The organism is Microcoleus sp. Pol8_D6 (assembly GCF_036700965.1).
GTDB lineage: Bacteria > Cyanobacteriota > Cyanobacteriia > Cyanobacteriales > Microcoleaceae > Microcoleus.
Map to the genome: position 1 here is coordinate 134,930 of NZ_JAUBPW010000003.1, position 25,659 is coordinate 160,588.

Below are 25,659 nucleotides of genomic sequence, written 5' to 3' on the forward strand. Positions count from 1 at the left end.
ATGCCAGAGGGAGCGAGATTTTATTAGTACAAACCAGAGAGACAGAGGGCTTTAGACTTAAGTTGACACCCTAAACTCATGGGGATGTTCCTAATGACTCGGCCGCCAATTCTCGTCCTCCAATCTAATACCGCTGTCTTGACAAGCTCGGGTTAAATGGGGACTGTAGTAAGGGTCATTCTCAATATATTTTTGCCACCTGCTTTCCATCAGCTTCGATTCCTTCCTCAGCCGCTCTTTCTTTTCAGGCGAGTCCTCGTAACCTCGGCTTTTAGATTCGTGGTGGTAGAGAACTACATGAGGCAGGTAAATATTGCGGTACCCTTTCTCTAGCATCTTCAAACACAAATCCACATCATTGTAAGCCACTGTTAGCTCCTCGTCAAATCCCCCAACACTTTCAAACACTTCGCGGCGGCACATTAAACACGCAGCAGTTACCGCTGAAACATTGTTCATGCCTACCACATTCCCGAAATATCCAGGAATCGATCGCGGCATATGGTAATAACTGTGACCGGCAACCCCGCCGCCGAGTCCCATCACCACTCCCGCGTGCTGGATTTTGTTATCTGAATATACCAACAAATTGCCCACAGCCCCGATCGAGCTTCTCTGAGCTTGTTCAACCATCCCGTCAATCCAATCGGGAGTAATTACCTCTGTATCGTTATTCAAGAACAACAAGTAATCTCCCTCGGCTTTGCTAGCAGCGTAGTTGTTAATCTTAGAGAAATTGAACGGAATATCTAGGCGATAACTTTTAAATCTCGCTGATTCCTTAGCCGTCCATTTAGCCAGAATTTCCCCCGTGTGTTTCTCTTGACTGCCGTTGTCGATGACGATAACTTCGTAGTTGGGGTACACGCTTTTAGTAAAGATAGACTCCAAGCAATTGTCCAAAACATCCCCCAAATCCCGCGTCGGAATAATGATGCTGACCCGTTTGTAATCCGCTATTTTGTAGCGTGCAATAAAGTGTCCCAAAAAGTAGGGAACCCGTTCAATTTTCCCCGGTTCGCCCCGGCGTTCGATCGCCTCTTGCAAAGCTTTTTGCCCTGAATCATAGGCATAGGGTTTAGCCTCTACACCTCCAGCAGCCGAACCCGCATGCATTCTCCAGTGATAGAGAATTTTGGGAATATGAAAAATTTTGTCTGTTTTTTCCGTAAACCTCAAAACCAAATCATAATCCTGAGCTCCTTCAAAACCCGGTCTAAAACCGCCGATTTCATTGATTAGCGATCGCCTGTAAGTTCCCAAATGGCAAGTGTACATCCGAGATAAAAATGAATCCGGACTCCATTCTGGCTTGAAGAAAGGATTTATCAGTTCCTGATCCTGATAAATCTTGTCTTCATCTGAATAAATCATGTCCGCTTCCGGGTGGCGGTTCAGCAACAGCACCACTTCATACAACGCCTCTGGTGTCAGCGTATCGTCGTGGTCTAATAAAGATACAAATTCACCCGTCGCCAACTCCAAAGCAGAATTAGAACAGTGAGAAATGTGACCGTTTTTGGTTCTGTAAGCTACTTTGATCCGGCTATCTTGGGCTGCATATTCTTGCAAAATTTGCTTGACATGAGGCGCGGTTGATGCGTCATCCGCAATGCACAATTCCCAATAAGGATATATCTGATTGAGAACTGATTCTATTGCCTCCTGCAAATAATTTTCTGGCGTATTGTAAGCAGGCATGACAATACTAATCAGCGGCTTGTAGTTAAAGATTTCTAATGTTTCCGCCATCTTCCGCAAGTCAGCTTCTCTGGGGCTGTTCTTAGCGCGCCACTTGGTGTAAGCTGGGTCTTGACCGAGGAATAGCGAATCTCGTAAGTTTTGATAATCCAAACCAAAAAGTTTCGGATCGAGTTTGCTCGCCGTCTGATAAGCTTCCAAAGCTTCCGAAAGCTTGTCTTGTTTAGCTAAAGTTTTGGCTAAATTGTGGTACGACCAGCCAAAGTCAGGAGCAACCTCGATCGCTTTCCGATAAGCAGCAACAGCTTCATCAAGCCGACCTTCTTCTTGAAATACATCCGCTAAGTTGTGGTGGGACCAAACAAAATTTGGATTCAGTTCAGCCGCTTTCTGATAGCTTTTAATAGACTCATCAAATTTACCCATCCATTTGAGGACATCGCCTAAATTGTGGTGAGTTCCAAAGTAATTGGGATTAATTGAAATTGCTTTGCGGTAGGCGGCCACAGCCTCGGCAAATTTACCTTCTTCTTGCAGAGACGCCCCTAATTCGTGGTACTCGGTAGCTACCCCAGGGGTGTGTTCGATCGCACTTCCAGAATTTCCGTGAACAGCGCGATCGCTCTTTTCCGCCCCCCTACTTACACCCTTTTTTTTTAACACCTCTTCTAACCGCCCAGAAATAGCCTTGTCATCAGGCCGAATCTGCAACGCCATCTGATAAAAGACGATCGCCCCATCCGGCCAACTGTGCCGCACCAAAGCATTAGCCAACTCAACATAAAGATCCGCATCATTCGGCGCAATCTCCAGCGCCTTGTGATACAACTGCACGTCATTAGGATTCTCCTGAATCGCGCGTCGGTACAAACGCATCGCCTCCTTCAAATCCCACTGCGATCGCATCCTCAAAGCATCAGCCAACTTTTGCGGAAGCCATGGCAAATCCGCCTGAATTTCCGCAGCGCGGCGGTAAGCGGCGATCGACTCATCCCACCGTTCCAGCTTCTCAAAAGCCGTTGCCAGGTTGTAATAAGTCCACGGAAAATCAGGATTTAACTCGGCTGCGCGCCGGTAAACATCGATCGCTTCCTCCCACCTTTCCATTTCTAGTAGCACGTCGCCCAACTTGCTCTGCGACCAGAAAAAATTCGGATTAACTTCGTTAGCACGCCGGTAGGCCACAACTGCCTCATCCCAACGTTCCAAATTCACCAGCGATTCTGCTAAATTGTTGTGCGCCCAAAAATGGTCGGGATTGAGTTCGATCGAGCTTTGGTAAGCCGAAATTGCCTCTTCCCACCGTTCCAATTTAATCAGCGAGTCTGCTAAGTAGTTGTGCGACCAGCTAAAATCAGGATTTAATTCTGTTGCTTTGCGGTAAGCCTCTACAGCTTCTTCCCACCGTTCCAGCTTCAGCAACACATCGGCTAAATTGTTGTGAGACCAGCTAAAATCAGGATTTAATTCGATCGCCTTGCGGTAAGCATTTACAGCTTCTTCCCACCGTTCCAACTTAACCAGCGACTCAGCTAAATTGTTGTGCGACCAAGAAAGATCAGGATTGTTTCTAATAGCGTTAGTGTAAGCTTCTACCGCCGGTTCCCACTGTTCTTGACCCTTAAGAATTTCGCCCAATTCGTGATAAGCTGCGCCAGCATTTGGGTTCAACTCAACCGCGCGCCGGTAACACTCAATTCCCTTATCTACCTTACCTTGCTCGATCAAAGTTTTGGCTAAATTCTCGTGTTCCTCAGCCGTGCCCGACTTGGGATCGATCGCAAATGCTCGATACCAAGCCTCAGCCGCCTCCTCTGACTTGCCTAACTGCGTCAAAAGTTTTGCAAAATTGCGAAAAGCACCTGCAAAATCCGGTTTCAGGGATATCGCCTTTTCGTAAGCAGAAACCGCTTGCTGCCACTGTTCCTGCTGCGCGCAAATGCTGCCGTAATTAGCATAAGCTTCGGCAAAATTAGGGTTAATTTCTATTGCTTTGACATAGCAACTTTTAGCTTCATCAATTTTTCCGCCAGCTTGTAGCGCGTTGCCCAGCATTTTGTAAAGTGGCGCTTCCGGCTTAATTTGCAAAGCCTTCTTGCAAGCTGCGATCGCCTGTTCCAATTTGCCCTGAGCAAAATAGCCTTCTGCTAGTATTTTGTATGCTTCTGGATCTTCTATATTATTAATTGTAGAATTAACTGCCTGCTGAACTGCCTGCTGAACTGGCGGCTGCACTGCCTGCTGCAATGGTGGCTTAACTGCGGTTGCTGCGGGCTGCTGCTTAACTGCACCGTTTGTCGCCGTTGCACCCGCCAAGGTTTGCTGTCCCTCGCTGCCATTTCTCGCATTAGCTGCGTTCAGTTCAATAGCTTTGCGATAATATGCTGTCGCTTCCTCTAACTTGCCTTGTTTTTTTAGCGCTTCGCCCAAATTTTGGTAAGCAGTAGCGACATTAGGATTTAATTTTATGGCGCGATCGTAACAGGCGATCGCTTCGGGGTATTTTTCCTGCCGAAAAAAAGCGTCGCCCATATTCAAGTGTTCCCCTGGCGCTACTTTTTCCGGTTCCAAACTAAATGCTTGATACCAGCACTGCTGGGCTTCTTCCGGTTTGCTAATTTGTCCGAATACTTTTGCTAAATTCCGGTACACCCCCGCGAAATTCGGCTTAATCGCGATCGCCTTTTGATAAAACCCGATCGCCTCCTGCCATTTTTGCTGCTGCGCGCCAAGGCTGCCCAAATTCGCGTATACTTCCGCAAAATTCGGTTCTATTTCAATCGCTTTAGCGTACCAGTGCCGCGCCTCTTCCATCCTGCCTTGAGCTTGCAGCGCGTTGCCCAAAGTCTTGTAAGCTGGTGCAAAATTGGGGTGAATCTTCAAAGCTTGCTCGCAGGATGCGATCGCTTCTTCTATTTTTCCTTGGGATAAGTATATTTCTCCCTGTTGGTTAAATTGAACCGCTGTTGATTCTGTATTCACTGTGGATGGCATATGGGCGGCGGCTCCAGAGGCAGGAATTAAATAGGGTAGTCAAAACGTTTCACAATTATACTCGCGTTTGACACTAACAGTAGCGGGCTTGTTCCCCGAATTCTTAATTTTTTTGGCTCCGGGTGCTGGGGAGGAACCGGGATTCTCGGCTAATTTTTTGATTTTACGGCTAAATATGTAAGAATCAGTAAGATTTCTGGCGGATTTGCGCGCCAGTTCCGACTCTTGTAGCTTCTGGTTGATCGCAGGTTTTGTAAAGCAAAGTAAACACTGCCGGTTTTTGCTTGTGGGATGATTGCTGGTGGTGTGGAGGGGAACGCGCCTAAAAAGATATTACGGGCTAGCTCTAAGCCCACCCCACAAGAAAGTAATTCACTGTTTGTGGAACAGGCATCTTGCCTGTTTCTGAGCAGGGCGCAAAATGTGCGATCGAACCCAAACGAGAATAGCCTTTTTAGCAAAAAACGATCGCCCTTTTGGGAGAAAGCGATCGCCCTTTTTTTTCTACAATTAGTTAACAACTATTAGCACTTACTAATTAAGCTGCTGCGGCTGCGTCTTCTTCTGCGTCTTCGGCTTCAGAACCTGCTTGAATTCCCAGCACGGTAACAACCACCTGATCTGGTTCGCCGAGAGCTACCACTCCTGCAGGCAAAACTAATTCGTGAATGTGCAGCGCATCCCCAACCTTTAAATGAGAAATATCTACTTCAATTGCTTCAGGAATGCTGTCTGGTTTGCACTTAACTGCCAGTTGCGTCAGCACCGTATCCAAAATGCCGCCTTCTAACTTGACGCCGACAGGTTCGCCGACAAAACGCAGTGACAATTCAACTTCCAGGCTGTCTTGAGTCGCCACGGAGAAAAAGCTCAGGTGGTAAGGATAGCCCTTCCAAGGATGAACTTGCACTTCCCGGAGCAAGGTTTTGCCGCTCCAAGAGATGTCGGGAATGCTGAGGTCAATTAGGGCATTGTTGACTACGTGCTTTTTGAGCAGGTGTTCAACTGTTTTGGCTTTGATGGTAAGGGAAATGGATTCAGAGCCTTTGTGACCATAGAGGACGGCGGGAATCAATCCAGAGCGGCGGAGGGCGTTAGGTTTGCTGCCTTCTGCCCGCTTTTGACATTCTACTGCGAGTTCCATTTTCTGACTTTCTGCTAATTGTTTTCACATTTTACCAGAATTGTGATATTGCGATCGCGCTCAATTAAATTCGCTGGAGGTATTGATAGTTTTCGTTTTCCACACACTTCAGCAATTCCAGCATTTTTCTCAGACGGTACGTTCCTGATTGATACTCTTCTTTTGAAGGGTAATCACCAAGCTTAGTAAGAACTGCATCGCTTTCACTGATGATTGCTTCGCTGAAAATTTTCTTGAACTGCTGGCGAATATCTTGATTTAATTCAACTAAAGGCAGAATTAGATTTTCTTCATCTTCTTCATCTAGATAAATTTGGGTTTCGATTGATTCGCCACCTATTTTTGAAAATGCTGATTTTGCTAACCACTCGTAAGTAGCTGCTGTTATTCTTACACTATCGGACTGTTTACCATTGGCTGAATAAAAACTGATGTCAAACATTGGGATTACTCCTGCTACTAAACATCTAGAAACTCGTTCAAAGGAATATTTTATGCATAAGCTATAACTGCTTTAATAAATTTAGCCTTGCCAGGTCCAGAAATTCTATCGGCACTTTCAACTGCAATGACAGTCGCAGTATCAATAATTTCATTAACTGCTTTTCCTGAAAGGTATGTGGTTTTGATTTCTATATGCGGTAAGTTTGTTTTTCTTTCCTCTAAGGTTGACTGTGAATCTTTGATATTTTCTCTCGTGTATTGATTATGAATATCCCGGATTATTTCTTTTACTTGCGATGCCTCATTTGGAGCGACAATCAAAATGTCTCCTTTCGGATCGTTGCCAGTAGTTCTCTGGGATGCAATGCCAGCTTCAGCTAACTTTCCGATTACCCAGCCAACCAAATCTCGATGAAGGGTTAGTTGGTAGATCAGACGATCTTCATCGGTCATTGGAGCCTCATCACACATGAGATAGACCCTTTTTCTCTATTATAACTAAACCTGTTATGATTGTGCTGCTACAGGCGTACCGTCAGCAGAGAGCAAAGCGCGCTTTGGCCCGTGAATCGGGTCTTCTACAATAATAGTTTGGTCGCGGCTGGCACCGAGAGAAACGATCGCGATCGGCACTTCCATCAAATCTGCCAAAAACTTCAGATAATTCAAAGCTTGCGGCGGCAAATCTTCCAAATTGCGGCACTCTTCCGTAGACTGTTTCCAACCGGGAAGGGTTTCGTAAATAGGTTTGCAGCGAGCAAATATCCGGGAACTTTTCGGGAAATCAACACATCTTTCGCCGTCAATTTCGTAAGCAACGCAAACTTTTATTTCTTCTAATTCATCCAAAACATCTAGTTTGGTAATTGCCAGACAGTCAAGGCCGTTGATGCGGACTGCGTACCGACCGATTACCGCATCGAACCAACCACAGCGGCGTTTTCTGCCCGTTGTCGTGCCGAATTCTGCACCTCTCTCGCCCAAAATTGCGCCAATTCCATCTACCATTTCGGTAGGGAAGGGGCCTTCTCCGACGCGGGTTGTATAAGCTTTTGCTACGCCAATTACGCGATCGATCGCTGTTGGGCCGACTCCTGTTCCCACACAAGCCCCACCAGCGATGGGATTGCTCGAAGTAACGTAAGGATAAGTACCGTGGTCTAAGTCTAATAAAGTGCCTTGTGCGCCTTCAAACAGAATATTTTTCCGCTTGTGAATTCCCTCATAAATCTTCAGGGAACTATCAACTACGTGCGGCCGCAAACGTTCGGCATAAACTCGATATTCATCAATTACGTCTTGCGGATTTAAAGGCGGCAAATTGTAGAGTTTTTCGAGAAGGACATTTTTACAATTAATCGTCCATTCCAATTGTTCTTGCAACCCGTCCAAGTCCATTAAATCGAGCATCCGAATGCCCGTGCGTTCCGACTTATCGGCGTAAGTAGGGCCAATGCCGCGTCCCGTCGTCCCGATTTTATAATTTCCCCGCTGCGTTTCCGATGCTACATCAATTAATCGATGATAGGGCATCGTGACGTGAGCCGTCTCCGAAATCATCAGCGAGGCTGTCGAAATATTCAGTGCCTCTAGCTGATCTAACTCTGCAATTAAAACTTTAGGGTCGATGACCGTGCCACAGCCGATAATACACTCTTTATCAGGGTAGAGAATCCCGGACGGAATTAAATGCAGCTTGAAAGTCTGACCGTTAACTACCACGGTGTGACCCGCGTTGACGCCCCCTTGGTAGCGGACAACGATATCTGCGGATTTGCTGAGCAAATCAGTAATTTTGCCTTTTCCTTCATCGCCCCACTGGGCGCCGATCACAACTACGTTAGCCAAGGGTTTCTCGCGTTCAGTTCAGGTTGACACAATCTCCGATTATGTACGAACGTGTCCCGGATGTCAAATAAATTTTTGTTACAATTGAAATACTTGAGGCTGTATTGCTCTCATCAACCCGCTTCCAGCACTATCGGGGGACTTGGGAAGGGAGAGTAGGAGAGGCGAAGAAGGGGAGAGGATTTGACGAGTTTTTATGGGAATCCCATGTGCAGCTTAAATATGGAAGAGTTTACCTGCTGGATGTTGTTGGCTAGTATTTGGGAAAACCCGGTTTCTGGCCACTGATGCGTCTAGGACTAAATTACAAATTCTTCAATCCTTCAATTCTTCAATCCTTCAATTCTTCAATCCTTCAATTCTTTCAATCTAAAATCTAAAATCGCATGACTTTACACGCTGAGTTGCACCGCCATCTGGGTGGTTCTGTCGTTCCTAGGGTGCTGTGGCGGTATTTCGATCGCCACAATGCTGAGATGGTTAATCGATTTCAAAAATACTCGGAGTTTGAGGATTTTTACACTCGTCCACGCAATACTCTCAATGAGTATTTGGAACTGCACACGCTGGTAGAAAGCGTTCAAACTGTTGAGACGTTGCCTTATTTTATCTATCGGTTGATGCGGGGCGCTTACGTGTTTGAAAATATGGCTTATTTGGAGTTGCGCTATACGCCTTATTTGCGGACTCCAGAACATTTGAATCAGTCAGAACGCATTGATTTGATGGCAGAAATTGTACAGGTTGTGGGCAAGGCAAGTCAAATTAGCGATTGTCCGATTGTTACTAGCCAAATTTTGTGTATGCACTCGCGTTTGCCTTATGAAGTGAATCGGGCGATCGTAGATTTGGCCGCACAAATGGGAGAATATGTTTGCGCGATCGATCTAGCTGGGGGCGATGATTGTATTGGCGAGCGTTTGGAGGAGTTTGTCGGATTGTACCAGTACGCGAGGTCGATCGGCATCAAAACTACCGGCCACCTCTACGAAACTACCTCTGGCTGTTATCCCGAACTTCTGCCTTATCTGATGCGTATTGGCCACGGGATTCAAATTCCGTTAAAATATCCCGAACTGCTGCCAGAAGTCGCGCGCAGGGGTCAATGCTTGGAAGTTTGCCCGACTACCTATCTCAAAACGGGGACGTTGCAGGATATGCGCGAATTGAAGGTTGTGTTCGATCGATGTTTTGAAGCTGGTGTCGATATTGCCATTTGTACCGACAACGCGGGATTGCACAACGTGCGATTGCCTTTCGAGTACGAGAATTTGTTAACTTTAGATATCATTGATTTTCGGCAATTGCAAGCGTGTCAAGAAGCTGCTTTCCGCCATGCTTTCGCGTGGCCTTACGGAGAGCAACCGGCCCAAATGCTGACCGGTTTGTTGCAGCATGAGTCTGTGGGGGCGATCGTGAATTAGCTATCTAAGCTTCTCTCAATGGTTCACAGCATCGGAATGCAAGTCCTTCTTCATAGAAAGGACTTGCATTCCGATGCTGCGAACCGAATAATTTTTCAATCAAAAACGGGTGGCCACAAGTCAGAAATTGGCAATTCCCAGCCTGGGAAAAACTCTGGAATTGTCAATATGTCTCCATCTCTGAGCACTTCCGGCTCGGCTACTGTACGATATACTGTGAGAGTTAATCTGTCCGGGTCAATCAATATTCCCACTTCCGTTCCAAGACTCAAAAATAATTGTATTTTTTCTTTGATAGGTTGGATGCGATCGGTTTTAGATTTAATTTCCACCATCAAGTCAGGAACCAATTCTACAAAATCCCGCCGACTCCGCTTCAGCTTTTCTGCTTTGACAAAAGATACATCTGGTGCGCGCAAGTCACTATTTGGTAAAATAAAGCCAGCGCTGGAACCCGTTAATCGACCCAGCTTGCGTGGCAGTACCCAGATTCCCAAAAGAATAATTAACCTAGAACCGATTTCATCTGAGGTGTAATCGCATGGGCCCATTGCAATGATATTCCCCTGTATTAACTCTAGTCGCCATTCAGGATGTTCGGCTTGTACTTTTTCTAAGTCTTTGACAGTTAGTGACATGATCGAGTCTCCGTCTAATACCTAAGTCTATCATAAACTAAGCTTTAATTAAAAGAGCCAAGAGATCTTTGTAAAATTATAATAAGCGTCTGGCGATCGGCAATCGGTAGCAAGCTATAGTTTGGATGCAGAAGCATCAATATAAAAGGATAAAAAAACATGACGAATATGGACGCTTACTGGATGCCCTTCACTGCCAACCGACAGTTTAAAGCGAATCCGCGAATATTGGTTTCGGCCAAAGATATGCACTTTACAACTGATGATAACCGCTCAATTTTAGATGGTACTGCGGGGCTGTGGTGCGTGAATGCAGGACACGCCCGCGAGACAATTGCCGAAGCTGTTAAACAGCAGGTTTTGCGTTTGGATTACTCCCCGGCTTTTCAGATGGGACATCCGGGTGCTTTTGAATTGGCGGAACGTTTGGTAAAGATGATTCCGGGCAATTTCGATCGCGTTTTCTTTACTAATTCGGGTTCTGAATCTGTAGAAACTGCTTTGAAAATTGCGATTGCTTATCACCGGGTGAAAGGTGAAGGAACTCGCCAAAGATTAATCGGTAGGGAACGCGGCTATCACGGCGTTGGTTTTGGGGGAATTTCTGTCGGGGGTATCGGTACAAACCGCAAGTTTTTTGGCAGTTTGCTAACGGGAGTCGATCATTTGCCTCACACTCACAATCTCGAACACAATGCTTTCAGCCGCAAACAACCGGAATGGGGAGCGCATTTGGCGGATGAATTGGAGCGGATTGTCGCTTTGCACGATGCGTCTAATATTGCAGCGGTAATTGTCGAACCGGTGGCTGGTTCTACAGGGGTTTTGATTCCGCCGAAAGGTTATTTGGAGCGGCTGCGGGCGATTTGCGACAAATACGGAATTCTGCTGATTTTTGATGAGGTAATTACCGGATTCGGGCGACTCGGCTCTAGTTTTGCTACGGAATATTTTGGGGTGGTTCCCGATATTGTGACGGCGGCCAAAGGGATAACTAACGGTACGGTGCCGATGGGAGCGGTGTTTGTAAAACAAGGCATTTATGATGCTTTTATGAATGCTCCTGAAAATGCGATCGAGCTTTTTCACGGTTATACTTATTCGGGTCATCCTCTGGCTTGTGCGGCTGCTTTGGCGACGCTGGATATTTATGAGGAAGAAAGGCTGTTTGAACGAGCTGATAAGATGGCTGGTTATTGGGAAAATGCGGTGCATTCTTTGAATGGGGTGCGGCACGTAATTGATGTTCGGAATCTGGGACTTGTGGCGGGGATTGAGTTGGAATCTATTTCTGGGAAGCCGGGGAAACGGGCTTTTGATTGTTTCTTGCAGTGTTATGAAAAAGGTCTGCTAATTCGCACGACAGGTGATATTATCGCTTTGTCGCCACCGCTGATAATTGAGAAGGAACATATCGATAAAATTGTGGAAATTTTGACAGGGGTTTTGCAGGAGATGGAGTGAGATTAAACTGAGCTATTGCCCAATGATAAACACCAGGCAAGATGCCTGTTCCACAAAGAGTGAATTTATTGTGGGGTGGGTATCCTGCCCGCGATTAAACTCACTATTTGTACTATTTTTAAGAACAGGCAAGATGCCTGTTCCACAAAGAGTGAATTTATTGTTGGGTGGGCATCCTGCCCGCCCATAGAAGGCTTGTTGAAAATGGTTCAAAAAATTGAAAAGCGCTATAATAATTAACAACTAACGACGAATGACGAATAACTATGGTGCAATTAACTGCAAAAATCTCTGCTAACGAGTTAGCAAATTTGGCTGTAGATTTGATTCGGAAAACAGGTTGCGAGTACGGTGATGTGCGTTTTTGCAGTTACCGAAAGCAGAATCTTTACGCGCGCGATCAATCTTTAAGTCAACTGTCAGATAATGTAAGTTCCGGTTTTGGCGTGCGAGTGCTTCTAGACGGCGCTTGGGGGTTTGCAGCCAGTCACAGCAAAACACCCGCAGAGGTTGCAAGAATAGTCGCTTTGGCTGTAGAAATCGCTAAAGGCAGCCGCTTAACTCAAAAGGAACCGGTGCGGTTAGTACCTGTCGAAAAATATGTCGATACCTACATTACTCCCATCACCATTGACCCTTTTTCTGTACCCGTTGCTGAGAAAGCTGAACTGCTGCTAACTATCAACGAGAAGCTGCTAGCACACGGCGCACAAGGCATCAAAAAAGCTTCTTCTTTTTTGCAGTCCAGCCGCGAAGACAAGGTTTTTGCTTCCACAGAAGGCTCGCTAATCGAACAAACAATCTACCGCAGCTATCCGGGCTTTGACTGTACGGCAATTGCGGGCGGCGATGCCCAAAGTCGCAGTTACGAACGCCCGCCACTTAATATCGGTTACGAACATATTAATCCCGATGATTTGTTGAGTCAAGTTGAAAGAGTTGCTGCCGAAGCTATTGAGAAAGTCCGCGCTCCTAAAATCCCGGCTGGTATTTGCAAATCCCTGATTCTTAAGCCGACAAATTTGTTTTTGACAATCCACGAATCAGTAGGACATCCAACTGAATTAGACCGGGTTTACGGCTACGAATCTAATTTCGCTGGCACGAGCTTTGCTACTACTGATAAGTTAAATAAACTGCAATATGCTGCACCTTGGGTTAATTTTAAGTGCGATCGCACTCAACCGGGCGGTCGCGGTACAATGGGTTACGATGATGAGGGCGTAAAATCACAAGATTGGTACGTTGTCAAGGATGGAATTTTAGTTGATTATCTCACTGACAGAGAGACGGCTTATCGCCTCGGACGCGGTAGCAGCAACGGTTCTGCTTACGCTGACAGTTGGTCGAGCGTGCCGATGGTGAGAATTCCCAATTTAGGATTGGAACCGGGCCCGGATGGCGGCAGCCATACTGCTACTTTGGCAGAGATGATTGCGGATACGGAAGACGGGATTTTAATCGACGGTATGGGTAGTTATTCGATTGACCAGCAGCGGCGCAATTTTCAATTCGGCGGCGATGCTTTTTGGAAGGTGGAAAAAGGTAAAGTTGTCGGTATGTTGAAGGATGTAACTTATCAGGCGATGACTACTGATTTCTGGAATCAAATAGATGCCATCGGGCCAGCTTCGGAGCTGGTTCAGTGCGGTACTCATATATGCGGAAAGGGCGAGCCGATGCAGGTTGCTCAAATGACTCACGCTTGTGTGCCGGTGCGAGTGAGGGATATTCAAATTGGGTAATAGGGCATGGGGCATGGGGCATCGGTTCTTAGTTATTAGTTAATTGCTAACAATACCCAATTCCCAATGTCCAATTTGCAATGCCCAATTCGCAATGCCCAATTCGCAATGCCTAATTACCAATCATGATTGTAACAACATCGCCCGCACTTTTAAGTGAAGACCAAGCCTTATCTGTAGTAGAAAAAGCAGTCAAACTATCCAAAGCAGAGGAAGTATTTGTCAGTCTCTCTACTGGCGAGGAATCTCTTTCGAGATTCTCGGAAAATCAAATCAGCCAAAATATCAGCAAAACTGTATTTAACCTGAGCATTACTAGCTATTTTGGCAAAAAAAGCGCCTCTGCTGCTGTTACAGAATTTGATGAAGATGCGATCGCCTCCGCAGTCAAGCGATCGGAAGAATTGGCCCGAATTGCGCCGGCAGACCCCGAATGGATGCCGCTGCTGCCGCCTCAAACCTACGATTTGCGATCGCCCGCATTCGACGCAGCAACCGCAACTGTATCGCCTCTAGCGCGGGCAGAAATGGTGCAGCAAGCGTGCGCGAGATCCTCCCAGGGGGGGGCTCATGGTTCGGGCACTTTGAGCGCTGAGGCGTCGCTGTACGCGATCGCCTCGTCAACCGGACTCCGCGCCTGCAACCACTCTACACACGCTGATTTCAGCTTTACTGCTCGCGTTGAAGACGGTTCTAGTTGGGCGAGGAGCACTGCTTGGAGTATCAACGAATTGCCGATCGCCCAATTAGCAGAACAAGTGCTCGATCGGGCGATCGCATCCCGCAACCCGCGCCCCATCACTCCGGGCGTTTATCCGGTAATCCTTGACGGCGCTGCTTTTGCAGGCTTGCTACCGTGGGTAATTTGGAGTTTGGATGCGAGGGCGGCGGATGAGGGGCGATCGTTTATGTCGATCGCCGATGCAGAGGGAAAACCAGCGGGAAACCGCGCGGGGGAACAACTTTTTAGCCCGTTAGTGCAAGTGCAGCGCGATCCGGCTCATCCTTTGCTGCGATCGAATACTTTTTTCGGCGACGGATTGAGCAATAATTATTTGGAAATCATCAAAGATGGCGTGCCTCAAAGTTTGTCTTATTCCCGCTACTGGGCCGCACAAAAAGGCAAAGAGGCAAAAGGTGCTTATTACCCGATCGTGATGACAGGTTCCGACCAAAGTTTAGCAGATTTAATTGCTCAAACCGAGCGAGGAATTTTCGTCAGTCGAGCTTGGTACGTGCGCTACGTTAATCCGAAAACATTGGAAGTAACGGGGATGACTCGCGACGGTACTTTTTGGATTGAGGATGGCAAAATTGCTTACCCGATTAAAAACCTGCGTTTCAATCAAGTTTTACCTGATATGTTGCGCGATGTGGATGCAGTTAGTGCGGTGAAGCGTTACGGCAGTAATGTCGTGCCCGGAGTGCGCGTGAAAGCTTTTAATTTTACGAGTATTACTGACAGTTTGTGACTTGCAAGGGTGAGGTGCGCGGAAACCCACCGGGAGGAGTCAGAATTATTCATCTCTCTCTTCTCTTTATCTGCGTCAATCCGCGTCAATCTATTGTCATCTGCGGTTCTAGAAATTCTCTTTTTTTAACCGCAGATACAGGCAGATAAACACAGATTAACGCAGATGAATTATATCAATTGCGGTTGCACCGTCGGTGATTGTTGGCTGTTGACTCGATTTTACAATTCCGATGGTACCGGATTTGATATAATTTAGGGCGAGCGAGAAAAACCAATTCCCAATTCCCAATTCCCAATTATCAATGAATCAATATTTTGCTACAGTTGCGCGCGGTTTAGAAACTATTGCTGCCCAAGAATTAGAACGTTTAGGGGCCCAGGATGTCAAGCCAGATTTTACTGGGGTTTACTTTGCGGGCGATCGGGCTTTATTGTACCGCGTCAATCTTTGGTCGAGAACAATTTTTCGAGTGCTAATGCCGATCGCCGAATTCCGGTGTTACAACTCGGATATGCTCTACCGCGAAGTGCAGAAAATCCCTTGGGACGAATACTTATATCCCGAAAATACTTTAGCAGTAAACTGCACAGGCGGCAACGAAAAGTTGAACCACACTCACTTTACAGCTTTGCAGGTCAAAAATGCGATCGCCGACCAACAGCGCCTTCAATTTAACAAGCGTTCTAATGTTGATGTAGAGCATCCCGATTTGCTAATTAACCTTCACATTCATCAAGATAAAGCTATTTTAAGTTTAGACAGTTCTGGCGGTAGTTTGCACCGCCGGGGATATCGACCGGCGATGGGGCTTGCTCCCCTCAAAGAAACCCTAGCTGCGGCTTTGTTGGAGATGGCAGAATGGACGCCAGATTTGCCGTTTTTAGACCCGATGTGCGGTTCTGGAACTTTGCCTTTGGAAGCGACTTTAAAGGGATTGAATATTGCACCGGGATTGTTTCGAGAAAAGTTTGGATTTATGACTTGGCGGGATTTTGACGAACCTTTGTGGGATAAATTGTGGGCCGAAGCTGAAAATAGCGAATTGCCGGAGCTTAAAGAGGTGATTGCAGGGTGCGATCGCGATTCTGATATGTTAACTCAAGCTCGCACGAACGCGCAGCAAGCGGGTATTTCCGGTAAGATTCAGTTTGCTCAAACCGAGTTATCTCAGTTGGAAGCACCCGCAGACAGAGGCGTTCTGATTTGCAACCCTCCCTACGGAGAGCGGCTCGGAGATGCTAGCGAATTAGGAGATTTGTACAAGATGTTGGGGGATATTTTCAAGAATCGTTTTAAAGGTTGGAATGCGTTTATTTTGACTGGGAATAAGGAGTTGGGTAAAAAGGTTGGACTCAGGACATCGCGGCGGATTCCGGTTTTTAATGGATCGATTCCGTGTACTTTGCTCAAGTATGAACTGTATTAGGGGATGGGAGCAGGGAAAATAGCGGTAATCAGGAAGCTACTACAAAAGTGGAGAACGAAGAAAGCACAAGAGAGGTGACAAGGCAGAGAGAGGCACTAATAGTAAAGGAAAAAAAGAATATCTGCCGAATTAAATGGCTCAACAATAATCAAATTCAAATACCGACTGGGGAAATTATTTCACCTTTATCGGAGGTGTATCACCGCTCATCCCTCTATCGGCAACAAAGAAACGTGAGCGGAAACAATCTTCCAGCCTTCAGGAAACTTTCGCCACATCTGACTCTGCCGCCCCAGCCGCACCACTCCATCCATCACACGGCGAAATTCCAGCGTCACAGCGGCTGTGTCTGCATCGAATGTCACGACTTTGAGGTTGAACATTTCTCGATCGACATTTACAGGCGATCGTCCTTTGCGAAAAGCCCTCACCTCATCGCTCCCGTACAGGTTCTCCGTCACCCCAAACCGCACCACTTCCGGCGCATCCCAGAACAAATTATCGAGAGTTTCAATATCATTCGTACAAAGAGCTTTTTCGTATTTTAAATATAGTTCAGTTAACTCAGCCACCACACCAGAATCATTGATAACAGTCATAAATTATAGATTTTAAAACTCTTAATTTTCACAAGTTTTGTTGGCAATAAGCACTTTATTCCTTATTGCCAACAAAACTAATTACTGGAAATTAATGCTCAATTTTGAGCGAAATAATCTTGTCACCTTGGCGGATAGCATTGACGACAGACATATCCTCAGTTTTGCCAAAAGTTGTATGAACTCCATCTAGATGAGACTGGGGAGAATGGCAAATAAAGAATTGGCTGCCACCCGTATCGCGGCCTGCGTGAGCCATCGATAAAGTTCCTGCCAAGTGTTTGTTGGAGTTAATTTCGCACTTGATTTTGTAGCCGGGGCCGCCCGTTCCATTGCCTTTGGGACAGCCACCTTGAATCATAAAGTTAGGAATGACTCGGTGAAAGGACAATCCATCGTAAAAACCTTTTTCCGCCAAGTCAACAAAATTCTTCACTGTGTTAGGCGCATCCGCATCGAACAATTCCAAATTGATTGTGCCTTTGTCGGTTTCCATAATAGCGCGGGTCATGATTTCTCCTGGCTTCCTAAAATGAGTGTGTTGCCTGCGTTTTAATTGCGGACTTCGCTTTTATAACCACAGGTTTCAAACTGTCGTTATATTGTGGCTTTCAGAAGTGTAGCATATTCCCGCAACTCTCATAGGACTTATGTGTGCTTTCTGAGGAAACTCGGTTTATTGCGAGATTTCTGGTTAGCAAAGCCAATATTTTCGGAGACACCGGGTTTGTTACCCTCTGTCATATTTTAATTGTTGGTCACTTGCGGGTGTTCGGGTTCTTCCTGAATATCGTTCATATTAAAAATGAAAGGAACCCGACTCGAACCTGCGCCCATAACCAGCACTTTTGGCATCTGAGCGCCGCCGCTTCTCCAAGCTTCGATCGCCTCTTTTTGCAGAACTAAATTGCCGCCCTGAGCCTTCAAAGTTTCAGCCAAAAGTCTTTGAGCTTCCGCCCTACCTTGAGCGCGGTTAATGTCAGCTTGAGCCTGCTGTTCTGCTTCCTGAGCCACATAAACAGCTCTTTGCGCCCGCTGTTCAGCGACCTGTTTCTCTTCAACCGCTTTTGCAAAATCTGTGGAGAATCGAATGTTAACAACGCTCGTATCGAGCACGATTACATCATACTTGGATAGCCTTTCCTTCAGCGCAGTATCAAAGTCTCGCTTCAGTTCACTTCTTTGAGTAATAGATTGTTCGGCAGTTCTGAGTGCAGCCGCTGTTTTAAATGCTTCTTGCGTCTGAGGAGCAATAATTTTTGAGACTATATTTTCCAAAGTTCCTTGAGTCCTTCTGATATCCACTATTTTCTCAGCATCAAGGCGAAAATTGATCGCAAAACTAGCATTTAAATCCTGAAGATCTTTAGTAGCACTCTGGGCGGGAACTTCAAATTTTTGCACTGTTACATCGTACACATCTACCTTGGATATTAGCGGGGGTCTGAGGTGAAACCCCTCTAACAATGCTCCATCTGTGGCTTTTCCTAAAACGCTGACAACGCCTGCTTCGCCTGGATTGATGACGACAAAAGAGTTTAATCCGAGGAGTAGCGCGCCTACTAATAGAATCCCAGCGAGTGCTGATGATATGCTCTGGAAATTTTGACTTTTCAAAATACACGCTCCTTTGTGATAATTTCATTATAATGGTTAAATAGATTCGGTTGCCTCTAAAGTCTAAAATCTAAAATTAAAATCTAAAATGGATGGGGTTGCCTCTCAAATATAAGAGGGATTGACGGATGGTCAAAATTGTTAAATATCCTCGAACTTATCACATCGAAGGTTCGCGTTTCCAACCGGGTGATGAAGACCTCGACAGCGTGCCATTTAGCGCCCTGATCGATCGCCCTCTAATTATAGAAGAAAAGGTAGACGGCGCTAATACAGGCATCAGCTTCGCACCAGATGGACAAATTCTGCTGCAAAGTCGCGGCCACTATCTCACTGGCGGGCCGAGGGAAAAACATTTTAACTTATTCAAACAGTGGGCTTTCAGTCTCAGCGGGGCGTTGGGAGAAGTGCTGGGAAATCGCTACATTCTTTACGGCGAATGGCTGTATGCGAAACACACTGTTTTTTATGATTTTTTGCCGCACTATTTTATGGAATACGACGTGCTCGACTTAGAAACAAATCAATTTTTGAGTACAGAATCCCGCCGCAAGTTGTTAAACCGACTGCCGTTAGTGTCCGTTCCCGTGCTGTTTTCTGGAGTGCTGAAATCGCCCAAGCAAATGATGCAGTTTATGGAAAAATCTAATTTTATTCAACCTGGACATTTGGATCGATTGCGTTTGTACTGCCGGGAATTGGGATTAGATGAAGAACGGTGTTTGAAAGAGACTGACAAGAGCGAGATTATGGAAGGTCTGTACATTAAAATCGAAGAAGATGGCATAGTAAAAGCGCGTTACAAATACGTGCGTGCCAGCTTTTTGACTGCTATTAAAAATGCCGAAGGACATTGGCTCAATCGCCCAATTGTACCCAATATTCTGCGTCCCGGTGCAGATTTATTTAATTTTAGTTAACCAGCAGGTGAATTTATGAATACACTGTTATCGCCCTTGCCAACTTGGACTTTTCCCTTTTGTCCCCAACCCCCCGATTGGTTCCTGGATTGGGAGGGTATTCAAAATCATTTCGACTGGATTGACAGCCTTAAAGGATGTCAGCAAGATCCGATTTACCATGCCGAAGGAGACGTTTTAATTCATACCAGAATGGTCTGCGAAGCATTAACATCTTCTCCAAATTGGCGGCAACTTCCCGAAAAAGAACGATCGATACTTTTTGCCGCCGCTTTGCTGCACGATGTCGCAAAACCAGCCTTTACAAAAATAGAAGCCGACGGCAGAATTAGTTCAAAAGGTCACGCCCGCCAAGGTGCGAGAATGGTCAGACAAATTTTATCTCAATTCGAGCCGCCTGTGCAGTTTGAGATTCGCGAAACAGTGGTGGCGATCGTCCAATTCGACAGTTTACCCATCTGGCTGATCGACAAACCCAACCCGCAGCAGTCTGTAATTAAAGTGAGTCAAGTTGTCCGCTGCGATTTCCTCGCACTTTTAGCCGAAGCAGACGTGCGCGGCCGCCACTGCGCCGACAAACAAGAATTGCTCGATAAAATACAACTATTTCGGGAGTTTTGTCAAGAAAATAATTGTTTGGATTCTCCCCGACAATTTCCATCAGCACACAGCAGATTTATCTACTTCCGCAAAGAGAACGGCAACCCGGATTACGAAGCATTTGACGATACTCGATGCGAAGTAATTTTGATGTCTGGCTTGCCAGGAAGCGGTAAAGATTATTGGATTCGGAAAAATCTGCCAGATTTGCCAGTAATCTCGCTGGATGCACTGCGAAAAGAGATGAATGTGCCTCCCGACGAAACACCTGGAAATGTGGTGACAGCCGCAAAAAAAAGAGCACGCGAATACATGAATGAGGGGCGCTCTTTTGTGTGGAACGCCACGAATACTACTAAACAAATGCGGCAGCAATTAATTAATTTTTTTGCTGCTTACCAAGCGCGCATTCGCATTGTTTATCTAGAAGTACCTCTAGAAGAAATAGTGCAGCGGAATCGATCGCGCACAGCAACAGTACCGGAAGCAGTCATTCGCAAATTAGCTGCGCGGCTGGATATTCCAGATATCACAGAAGCGCATCAAGTCGAGTGGATCGTTAACAATTAATCTCCCTTTTTACCTCAAACTGTTAGAGCCCCGACTTCTTAAAGAAGTCGGGGCTCTGGGCATTAGGTTTGGGGTTTCCCTTGATATCAATGAGTTTGATAATTTTCCTCAGTCCAGCAGCGCGGCAGAGCTTCACCGGAAGGAAAGACTAAATTACTTTTTGCAAAAGTTGCTTTCTCTTGCTCTTCCTGACCAGCTTGATTTTTTCCCGGCACTTCTTGTTTTGTAGGGCTGATTAAAGCATCTACATCGAGGATTTCTATCAAGTCGCCTGATTCTTTTTCTTGTAAAAGCATAGTTTTTCCGTGAAGGGTAAATGCGAGTTAGGGTTTGAGGACAACTTTGATGCAGTTGTCTTTTTTGTTTTTGAAAATGTCGTAGGCGTGGGGCGCTTCATCCAATTTCATTCGGTGCGTAATTACGAATGACGGGTCAATTTCGCCTTTTTGAACGCGATCGAGCAAAGGCCGCAAATAGCGGTGAACGTGCGTCTGTCCCATTTTCATGGTCAAGCCTTTGTTGAAAGCTGCACCTAATGGCACTTTGTCAACGAAACCGCCGTAAACGCCGGGAATTGACACTGTGCCACCCTTGCGACACGCGAGGATCACTTGTCGCAGGGCGGTGGGTCGATCGCTCTCCAAACGCACGGCTTGCTTGGCTTTGTCGTACAAAGCGTCGAGACCGGTGCCGTGGGCTTCCATCCCCACCGCGTCGATGCAAGAGTCGGGCCCGCGTCCCCCCGTCATTTCGGTGACTGCTTCCCCGGCGTCCATTTCTTCGTAGTTGATGATTTCAGCTTTGGCTGCGGCCGCCATTTGCAAGCGTTCCGGTATGCGGTCGATCGCAATTACTCGATCGGCCCCCAGCATAAACGCGCTTCTGATCGCAAATTGTCCGACTGGCCCGCATCCCCAAACAGCTACAGTATCCCCCGGCTGAATGTCGCAGTTTTCGGCCGCCATGTAACCGGTAGGAAAGATATCGGTGAGGAACAATACTTGTTCGTCAGAAAGTCCGTCGGGAATTTTTAAAGGGCCGACATCTGCAAACGGAACTCGCGCGTATTCTGCTTGTCCGCCTGCATAGCCGCCCGTTAAATGCGAGTAGCCAAACAGTCCCGCCGGGGAATGACCGAACATTTTTTCAGCCAGCCCAGCATTGGGGTTGGAGTTGTCGCACAGGGACCACAAATCGCGGTTGCAAAAAAAGCAACTGCCGCAAGAAATAGTAAAAGGAATGACGACGCGATCGCCCTTTTTTAAGTTCTTGACTTGGCTGCCGAGTTCGACTACTTCCCCCATGAATTCGTGCCCCATGATGTCGCCCGATTGCATTGTCGGGATGAAGCCATCGTAGAGGTGCAAATCCGAGCCGCAGATTGCTGTAGACGTGATTTTAACTATCGCATCGCGCGGGTTGATAATTGTTGGGTCTGGTACATTATCAACTCGCACATCATTTGCTCCGTGCCAGCAAAGAGCTTTCATTATTTCGTTCTCCTCTAGTTAACTACTAGCTAGCAAATTTTTGCTTCTAAATCTTAAATTTACTGCGCCGATAAATTACCTGATTGGATGTTTTAATTTTAAGCATATAAAATATAATTTCTCTCTATCCGAGGTATAATTTATAAATCTATCTTCCGGCTGTTTTCAATAACAAAAATGTAAAGTTTATCCTCCAACTAAAGTGTGGGGGATTTCACATTCTTCTGTTATGCCCCAACAGTTATAGCAACCGCGCCCGACGGTTAGAACGTTCTTAATTGCTGAAACCGTTGCGAAAGATTGTTTCTTCCTTCTCTCGCAACGATAACTAAAGCCTTCTTCCTTCTCTTCTAGGTAACTAAAGCCTTTTTCCTTCTTACTTTTTACTTCTTATTTCTTCCTTCAACATCTGCTATAACAGCTAACAACTACATAGCTGAGATTGTTTTTGTTGATCGCCCAGCGCTCCCCTCTCACAATCAATAAAATTTCCGCATTTTGCCTCACTATAGCCGATATTTTGGCTCACTTTAGATAAAGAGCGACCGAAAACTTCTCACGTAAAAGCGGGTTTATCAATTATTAAGCAGGGTGCGTGACTTTTGTATAGCTCAACACTTGACCCCAATCAGGAGAATCCTGCACCCTGCTTAAGGAGGATTAATCGTCAAATATTGTATATTAGTTAGAGCTAAAAGCCGAGCTTGCGCTAAAGTTGTTAAAGATTAAAATTTATCGATCGCCTTTTATGCCTTACACTGCATCTACCCCAACAGACCCCAGTCAACCCAACATCCGCAATGCCGACCACCGCCTACTAGAATTCACCAAGCTGACGCCGATGATGCAGCGGTATGTGGAAGTGAAAGAACAGTATCCCCACGCACTTTTATTGTTTCGAGTCGGAGATTTCTTTGAGTGTTTTTTCCAAGATGCAGTTACGATTTCGCGGGAATTAGAACTTGTTTGTACGAGTAAAGAAAGCGGCAAGGAAATCGGCAGAGTGCCGATGACAGGAGTGCCGCACCACGCCCTAGACCGCTACACTTCAATGTTAGTAGAAAAAGGCTATGCTGTGGTAGTTTGCGATCAAGTGGAAGATGCCTCGATTGCTGCAAAAGAAGGCCGCCAAGTCAAGCGAGAAATTACCCGCATTCTTACTCCCGGAACTTTGACTGATGACGGAATGCTCAAACCCAGACAAAATAATTTTTTAGCAGCAGTCGTCATTGCTGGGGAACATTGGGGATTGGCTTATACAGATATTTCTACGGGAGAATTTGTCACTACCCAAGCAGATAGTTTAGAACAATTAACCCTAGAATTACTGCGTTTGCAGCCTTCGGAAGTCTTGGTACCGACTAATGCGCCGGATTTGGTGACTATGTTGAGGCCCGGAGAGAAATCAGAGCATTTGCCCGATTGTTTGCCGAATTCGTTTTGCTATTCTTTGCGATCGCAAATTCCGTTTACTTTGTCCGAAGCAAAACAGAGAATCCTGCAAAAGTTCAAAGTGCGATCGCTTGAAGGTATGGGATGCGGACACCTTTCCCTCGCAGTGCGCGCCGCAGGCGGTTTGTTGCAATATCTCGAAGAAACTCAAAAGGAAAAAGCAGTTTCTTTGCAAAGATTGCACACTTACACTCTCACCGATTTTCTCATCCTCGACTACCAAACCCGCCGCAATCTCGAAATTACTCAAACAGTGAGAGATGGGGTTTTTCACGGTTCGCTGCTGTGGGCTATAGACAAAACCAGCACCGCAATGGGAGGCCGCGCTTTGCGCCGCTGGGTGCTGCAACCTTTGCTCAGCATTAAAGGCATTTGTGCCCGACACGACACGATTCAAGAATTAGTAGAAAATAACGCCCTGCGCCAAGATTTGCAGCAGTTGCTGCGCCAAATTTACGACATCGAAAGACTGACAGGCCGCGCCGGTTCAGGAACAGCTAGCGCGCGGGATTTGGTGGCTTTAGCTGATTCTCTCGGAAAACTGCCGGCATTAGCCTCGATCGCAGCCCAAGGGCGCTCGCCCTATTTGAAAGCGCTGCAAAATGTACCGCCAATTCTAGAAGAATTAGCAAGTAAAATTCACGCTCATTTAGTTGATGAACCGCCGATTCATTTAAAAGAAGGTGGTTTGATTCGACCGGGAATCAATGCCATGCTAGATGAAATGCGCCACACTGCATCAGCCGACCAAGAATGGATTGCAAATTTAGAAGCAACTGAGAGAAAAAGAACGGGAATTTCTAATTTAAAAGTAGGCTACAATAAAGCTTTTGGCTATTACATCAGCATTACCAAATCGAAAGTAGACCAAGTGCCGAAGGACTACACTCGCAAGCAAACTCTCACCAATGAAGAACGCTACAGCACTGAAGAATTAAAAGAAAGGGAAGTGCGAATTCTAACAGCGCGGGAAGATTTAAATCAATTGGAATACGATATTTTTGCTCAAGTGCGATCGGAGGTAGGAGAACACGCCGAAATTATCCGCAACGTTTCCCGCGCCGTGGCGGCGGTCGATGTTTTGTGCGGTTTGTCCGAAGTAGCAGTTTACCAAAATTACTGCCGCCCGACTATGACAGAAAGCCGGGAAATTAAAATTATTGAAGGTTGTCATCCTGTGGTGGAAAAGTCTTTGCCGCCGGGATTTTTTGTACCTAATTCTGCTTTTTTGGGTCGGGAAGACTCGTTAAATCGCCCAGATTTAATTATTTTAACCGGGCCGAATGCTAGCGGGAAAAGCTGCTACTTGCGACAGGTGGGTTTGATCCAGTTAATGGCGCAGATGGGCAGTTTTGTGCCGGCAAAAGCTGCGAGTTTGGGAATTTGCGATCGCATTTTTACCCGCGTCGGTGCAGTAGATGATTTGGCAACGGGTCAATCTACCTTTATGGTGGAAATGAACGAAACTGCAAATATTCTCAATCACGCCACGCCGCAATCATTAGTTTTGTTAGACGAAATTGGCCGGGGAACGGCGACGTTTGACGGACTTTCTATTGCTTGGTCTGTGGCAGAATATTTAGCAACTGAGATTCGGGCGCGGACAATTTTTGCGACTCACTATCACGAATTGAATGAGTTAGCTTCTATTTTAGATAATGTCGCAAATTATCAGGTGACAGTTAAAGAATTGCCGGATCAAATCGTATTCCTGCACCAAGTTCAGGCGGGAGGTGCTGACAAATCTTACGGCATTGAAGCGGGGAGATTAGCCGGTTTGCCACCGTCGGTGATTGACAGGGCGAGACAGGTGATGAAGCAGATTGAGAAACATAGCAAAATTGCGATCGGGCTGCGGAAAGGTGTTAAAAAAAATGGTAGAAAAGAGTCGGAGGGCGAACAGTTGGATATTTTTGATGATTGAAATTTCCGGTGGTAAAAAAAGTTTGTAGTAACTTCTATATTGCACCATTTTCAATAAGCCTTTCAGGGGCGGGCAGGATGCCCAACCCCTACTCCCCACAAGAAAATTTAATTTTTGTGGCACAGGCATCCTGCCTGTTCTTGAGCATGGTGCAAGAGCTCAGTTACTACTTTTACAACAAACC

Annotated in this window: 19 protein-coding genes; 8 read left to right on the top strand and 11 right to left on the bottom strand. The window is 46.1% G+C overall.

All coding sequences use genetic code 11. The features are described from left to right. Window positions 1-90: 90 nt before the first annotated feature. The 5 genes from QUA10_RS02375 to QUA10_RS02395 all read right to left on the bottom strand — a co-directional run bounded on the left by QUA10_RS02375 (window position 91) and on the right by QUA10_RS02395 (window position 8,131). Window positions 91-4,695: a tetratricopeptide repeat protein gene (locus QUA10_RS02375; RefSeq protein WP_333080817.1), complete on the bottom strand. Its 4,605-nt coding sequence runs from the start codon at window positions 4,693-4,695 to the stop codon at window positions 91-93. Window positions 4,696-5,233: 538 nt separating this feature from the next. Then, entirely contained in the window at window positions 5,234-5,839 is a 606-nt protein-coding gene (locus QUA10_RS02380; protein ID WP_333080816.1) for a 50S ribosomal protein L25/general stress protein Ctc, read from the bottom strand. A 64-nt stretch (window positions 5,840-5,903) separates the two neighbouring features. Continuing rightward, window positions 5,904-6,281, bottom strand: a complete 378-nt coding sequence (locus QUA10_RS02385) for a hypothetical protein (RefSeq protein WP_333080815.1) — start codon at window positions 6,279-6,281, stop codon at window positions 5,904-5,906. Between the two features lie 50 nt (window positions 6,282-6,331). Next, entirely contained in the window at window positions 6,332-6,736 is a 405-nt protein-coding gene (locus QUA10_RS02390) for a hypothetical protein (RefSeq protein WP_333080814.1), read from the bottom strand. A gap of 54 nt (window positions 6,737-6,790) precedes the next feature. Then, window positions 6,791-8,131: an adenylosuccinate synthase gene (locus QUA10_RS02395; protein WP_333080813.1), complete on the bottom strand. Its 1,341-nt coding sequence runs from the start codon at window positions 8,129-8,131 to the stop codon at window positions 6,791-6,793. Window positions 8,132-8,517: 386 nt separating this feature from the next. Between QUA10_RS02395 and QUA10_RS02400 the strand changes: the two genes are divergently transcribed. Beyond that, window positions 8,518-9,555, top strand: coding sequence for an adenosine deaminase (locus tag QUA10_RS02400; RefSeq protein WP_333080812.1), 1,038 nt, complete (start codon window positions 8,518-8,520; stop codon window positions 9,553-9,555). 95 nt (window positions 9,556-9,650) lie between these two features. Here the strand turns inward: QUA10_RS02400 and QUA10_RS02405 are convergent, their stop codons facing one another. Beyond that, window positions 9,651-10,193 (bottom strand): Uma2 family endonuclease, encoded by a 543-nt coding sequence (locus QUA10_RS02405; protein ID WP_333080811.1) that lies wholly within the window; start codon window positions 10,191-10,193, stop codon window positions 9,651-9,653. Window positions 10,194-10,352: 159 nt separating this feature from the next. Here QUA10_RS02405 and QUA10_RS02410 point away from each other — a divergent pair, with 159 nt between their 5' ends. From QUA10_RS02410 to QUA10_RS02425, 4 genes are all read left to right on the top strand, one after another. After that, window positions 10,353-11,657, top strand: a complete 1,305-nt coding sequence (locus tag QUA10_RS02410) for an aspartate aminotransferase family protein (RefSeq protein WP_333080810.1) — start codon at window positions 10,353-10,355, stop codon at window positions 11,655-11,657. A 266-nt stretch (window positions 11,658-11,923) separates the two neighbouring features. Beyond that, window positions 11,924-13,402, top strand: a complete 1,479-nt coding sequence (locus QUA10_RS02415) for a TldD/PmbA family protein (protein ID WP_333080809.1) — start codon at window positions 11,924-11,926, stop codon at window positions 13,400-13,402. A 125-nt stretch (window positions 13,403-13,527) separates the two neighbouring features. Continuing rightward, window positions 13,528-14,874, top strand: coding sequence for a TldD/PmbA family protein (locus tag QUA10_RS02420; protein ID WP_333080808.1), 1,347 nt, complete (start codon window positions 13,528-13,530; stop codon window positions 14,872-14,874). 304 nt (window positions 14,875-15,178) lie between these two features. Next, the gene (locus QUA10_RS02425) at window positions 15,179-16,303 is read left to right on the top strand and encodes a THUMP domain-containing protein (RefSeq protein WP_333080807.1); all 1,125 of its coding nucleotides are present in this window, start codon (window positions 15,179-15,181) and stop codon (window positions 16,301-16,303) included. A gap of 206 nt (window positions 16,304-16,509) precedes the next feature. On the opposite strand, the gene hpxZ is transcribed toward QUA10_RS02425, so the two are convergent. The 3 genes from hpxZ to QUA10_RS02440 form a co-directional block, all read right to left on the bottom strand. Further along, entirely contained in the window at window positions 16,510-16,902 is a 393-nt protein-coding gene (hpxZ, locus tag QUA10_RS02430) for an oxalurate catabolism protein HpxZ (RefSeq protein ID WP_333080806.1), read from the bottom strand. 91 nt (window positions 16,903-16,993) lie between these two features. Further along, the gene (locus QUA10_RS02435) at window positions 16,994-17,413 is read right to left on the bottom strand and encodes a peptidylprolyl isomerase (RefSeq protein ID WP_190732048.1); all 420 of its coding nucleotides are present in this window, start codon (window positions 17,411-17,413) and stop codon (window positions 16,994-16,996) included. Between the two features lie 236 nt (window positions 17,414-17,649). After that, window positions 17,650-18,519, bottom strand: coding sequence for a prohibitin family protein (locus QUA10_RS02440; RefSeq protein WP_333080805.1), 870 nt, complete (start codon window positions 18,517-18,519; stop codon window positions 17,650-17,652). Window positions 18,520-18,647: 128 nt separating this feature from the next. Between QUA10_RS02440 and QUA10_RS02445 the strand changes: the two genes are divergently transcribed. Together QUA10_RS02445 and QUA10_RS02450 are read left to right on the top strand one after the other, a co-directional pair. Then, window positions 18,648-19,439: an RNA ligase family protein gene (locus tag QUA10_RS02445; protein ID WP_333080804.1), complete on the top strand. Its 792-nt coding sequence runs from the start codon at window positions 18,648-18,650 to the stop codon at window positions 19,437-19,439. Window positions 19,440-19,454: 15 nt separating this feature from the next. Next, window positions 19,455-20,609, top strand: coding sequence for an AAA family ATPase (locus QUA10_RS02450; protein ID WP_333080803.1), 1,155 nt, complete (start codon window positions 19,455-19,457; stop codon window positions 20,607-20,609). 86 nt (window positions 20,610-20,695) lie between these two features. On the opposite strand, the gene QUA10_RS02455 is transcribed toward QUA10_RS02450, so the two are convergent. Both QUA10_RS02455 and QUA10_RS02460 read right to left on the bottom strand, forming a co-directional pair. Continuing rightward, window positions 20,696-20,905 (bottom strand): acetyltransferase, encoded by a 210-nt coding sequence (locus QUA10_RS02455; protein WP_333080802.1) that lies wholly within the window; start codon window positions 20,903-20,905, stop codon window positions 20,696-20,698. 27 nt (window positions 20,906-20,932) lie between these two features. Further along, window positions 20,933-22,099: a zinc-dependent alcohol dehydrogenase gene (locus QUA10_RS02460; RefSeq protein ID WP_333080801.1), complete on the bottom strand. Its 1,167-nt coding sequence runs from the start codon at window positions 22,097-22,099 to the stop codon at window positions 20,933-20,935. Between the two features lie 748 nt (window positions 22,100-22,847). Between QUA10_RS02460 and mutS the strand changes: the two genes are divergently transcribed. Next, a complete protein-coding gene (mutS, locus tag QUA10_RS02465; protein WP_333080800.1) occupies window positions 22,848-25,475 on the top strand; it encodes a DNA mismatch repair protein MutS in 2,628 nt (875 codons plus the stop codon). The last annotated feature ends 184 nt before the right edge of the window (window positions 25,476-25,659 follow it).

Excerpts from the sequence above, each read along its gene's own strand:
- hpxZ (WP_333080806.1), bottom strand. The coding sequence starts at position 16,902 with ATGACTGTTATCAATGATTCTGGTGTGGTGGCTGAGTTAACTGAACTA.
- QUA10_RS02420 (WP_333080808.1), top strand. The coding sequence starts at position 13,528 with ATGATTGTAACAACATCGCCCGCACTTTTAAGTGAAGACCAAGCCTTA.
- QUA10_RS02415 (WP_333080809.1), top strand. The coding sequence starts at position 11,924 with ATGGTGCAATTAACTGCAAAAATCTCTGCTAACGAGTTAGCAAATTTG.
- QUA10_RS02410 (WP_333080810.1), top strand. The coding sequence starts at position 10,353 with ATGACGAATATGGACGCTTACTGGATGCCCTTCACTGCCAACCGACAG.
- QUA10_RS02400 (WP_333080812.1), top strand. The coding sequence starts at position 8,518 with ATGACTTTACACGCTGAGTTGCACCGCCATCTGGGTGGTTCTGTCGTT.
- QUA10_RS02425 (WP_333080807.1), top strand. The coding sequence starts at position 15,179 with ATGAATCAATATTTTGCTACAGTTGCGCGCGGTTTAGAAACTATTGCT.
- QUA10_RS02380 (WP_333080816.1), bottom strand. The coding sequence starts at position 5,839 with ATGGAACTCGCAGTAGAATGTCAAAAGCGGGCAGAAGGCAGCAAACCT.
- QUA10_RS02385 (WP_333080815.1), bottom strand. The coding sequence starts at position 6,281 with ATGTTTGACATCAGTTTTTATTCAGCCAATGGTAAACAGTCCGATAGT.
- QUA10_RS02460 (WP_333080801.1), bottom strand. The coding sequence starts at position 22,099 with ATGAAAGCTCTTTGCTGGCACGGAGCAAATGATGTGCGAGTTGATAAT.
- QUA10_RS02450 (WP_333080803.1), top strand. The coding sequence starts at position 19,455 with ATGAATACACTGTTATCGCCCTTGCCAACTTGGACTTTTCCCTTTTGT.
- QUA10_RS02390 (WP_333080814.1), bottom strand. The coding sequence starts at position 6,736 with ATGACCGATGAAGATCGTCTGATCTACCAACTAACCCTTCATCGAGAT.
- QUA10_RS02375 (WP_333080817.1), bottom strand. The coding sequence starts at position 4,695 with ATGCCATCCACAGTGAATACAGAATCAACAGCGGTTCAATTTAACCAA.
- QUA10_RS02405 (WP_333080811.1), bottom strand. The coding sequence starts at position 10,193 with ATGTCACTAACTGTCAAAGACTTAGAAAAAGTACAAGCCGAACATCCT.
- mutS (WP_333080800.1), top strand. The coding sequence starts at position 22,848 with ATGCCTTACACTGCATCTACCCCAACAGACCCCAGTCAACCCAACATC.
- QUA10_RS02455 (WP_333080802.1), bottom strand. The coding sequence starts at position 20,905 with ATGCTTTTACAAGAAAAAGAATCAGGCGACTTGATAGAAATCCTCGAT.
- QUA10_RS02435 (WP_190732048.1), bottom strand. The coding sequence starts at position 17,413 with ATGACCCGCGCTATTATGGAAACCGACAAAGGCACAATCAATTTGGAA.
- QUA10_RS02445 (WP_333080804.1), top strand. The coding sequence starts at position 18,648 with ATGGTCAAAATTGTTAAATATCCTCGAACTTATCACATCGAAGGTTCG.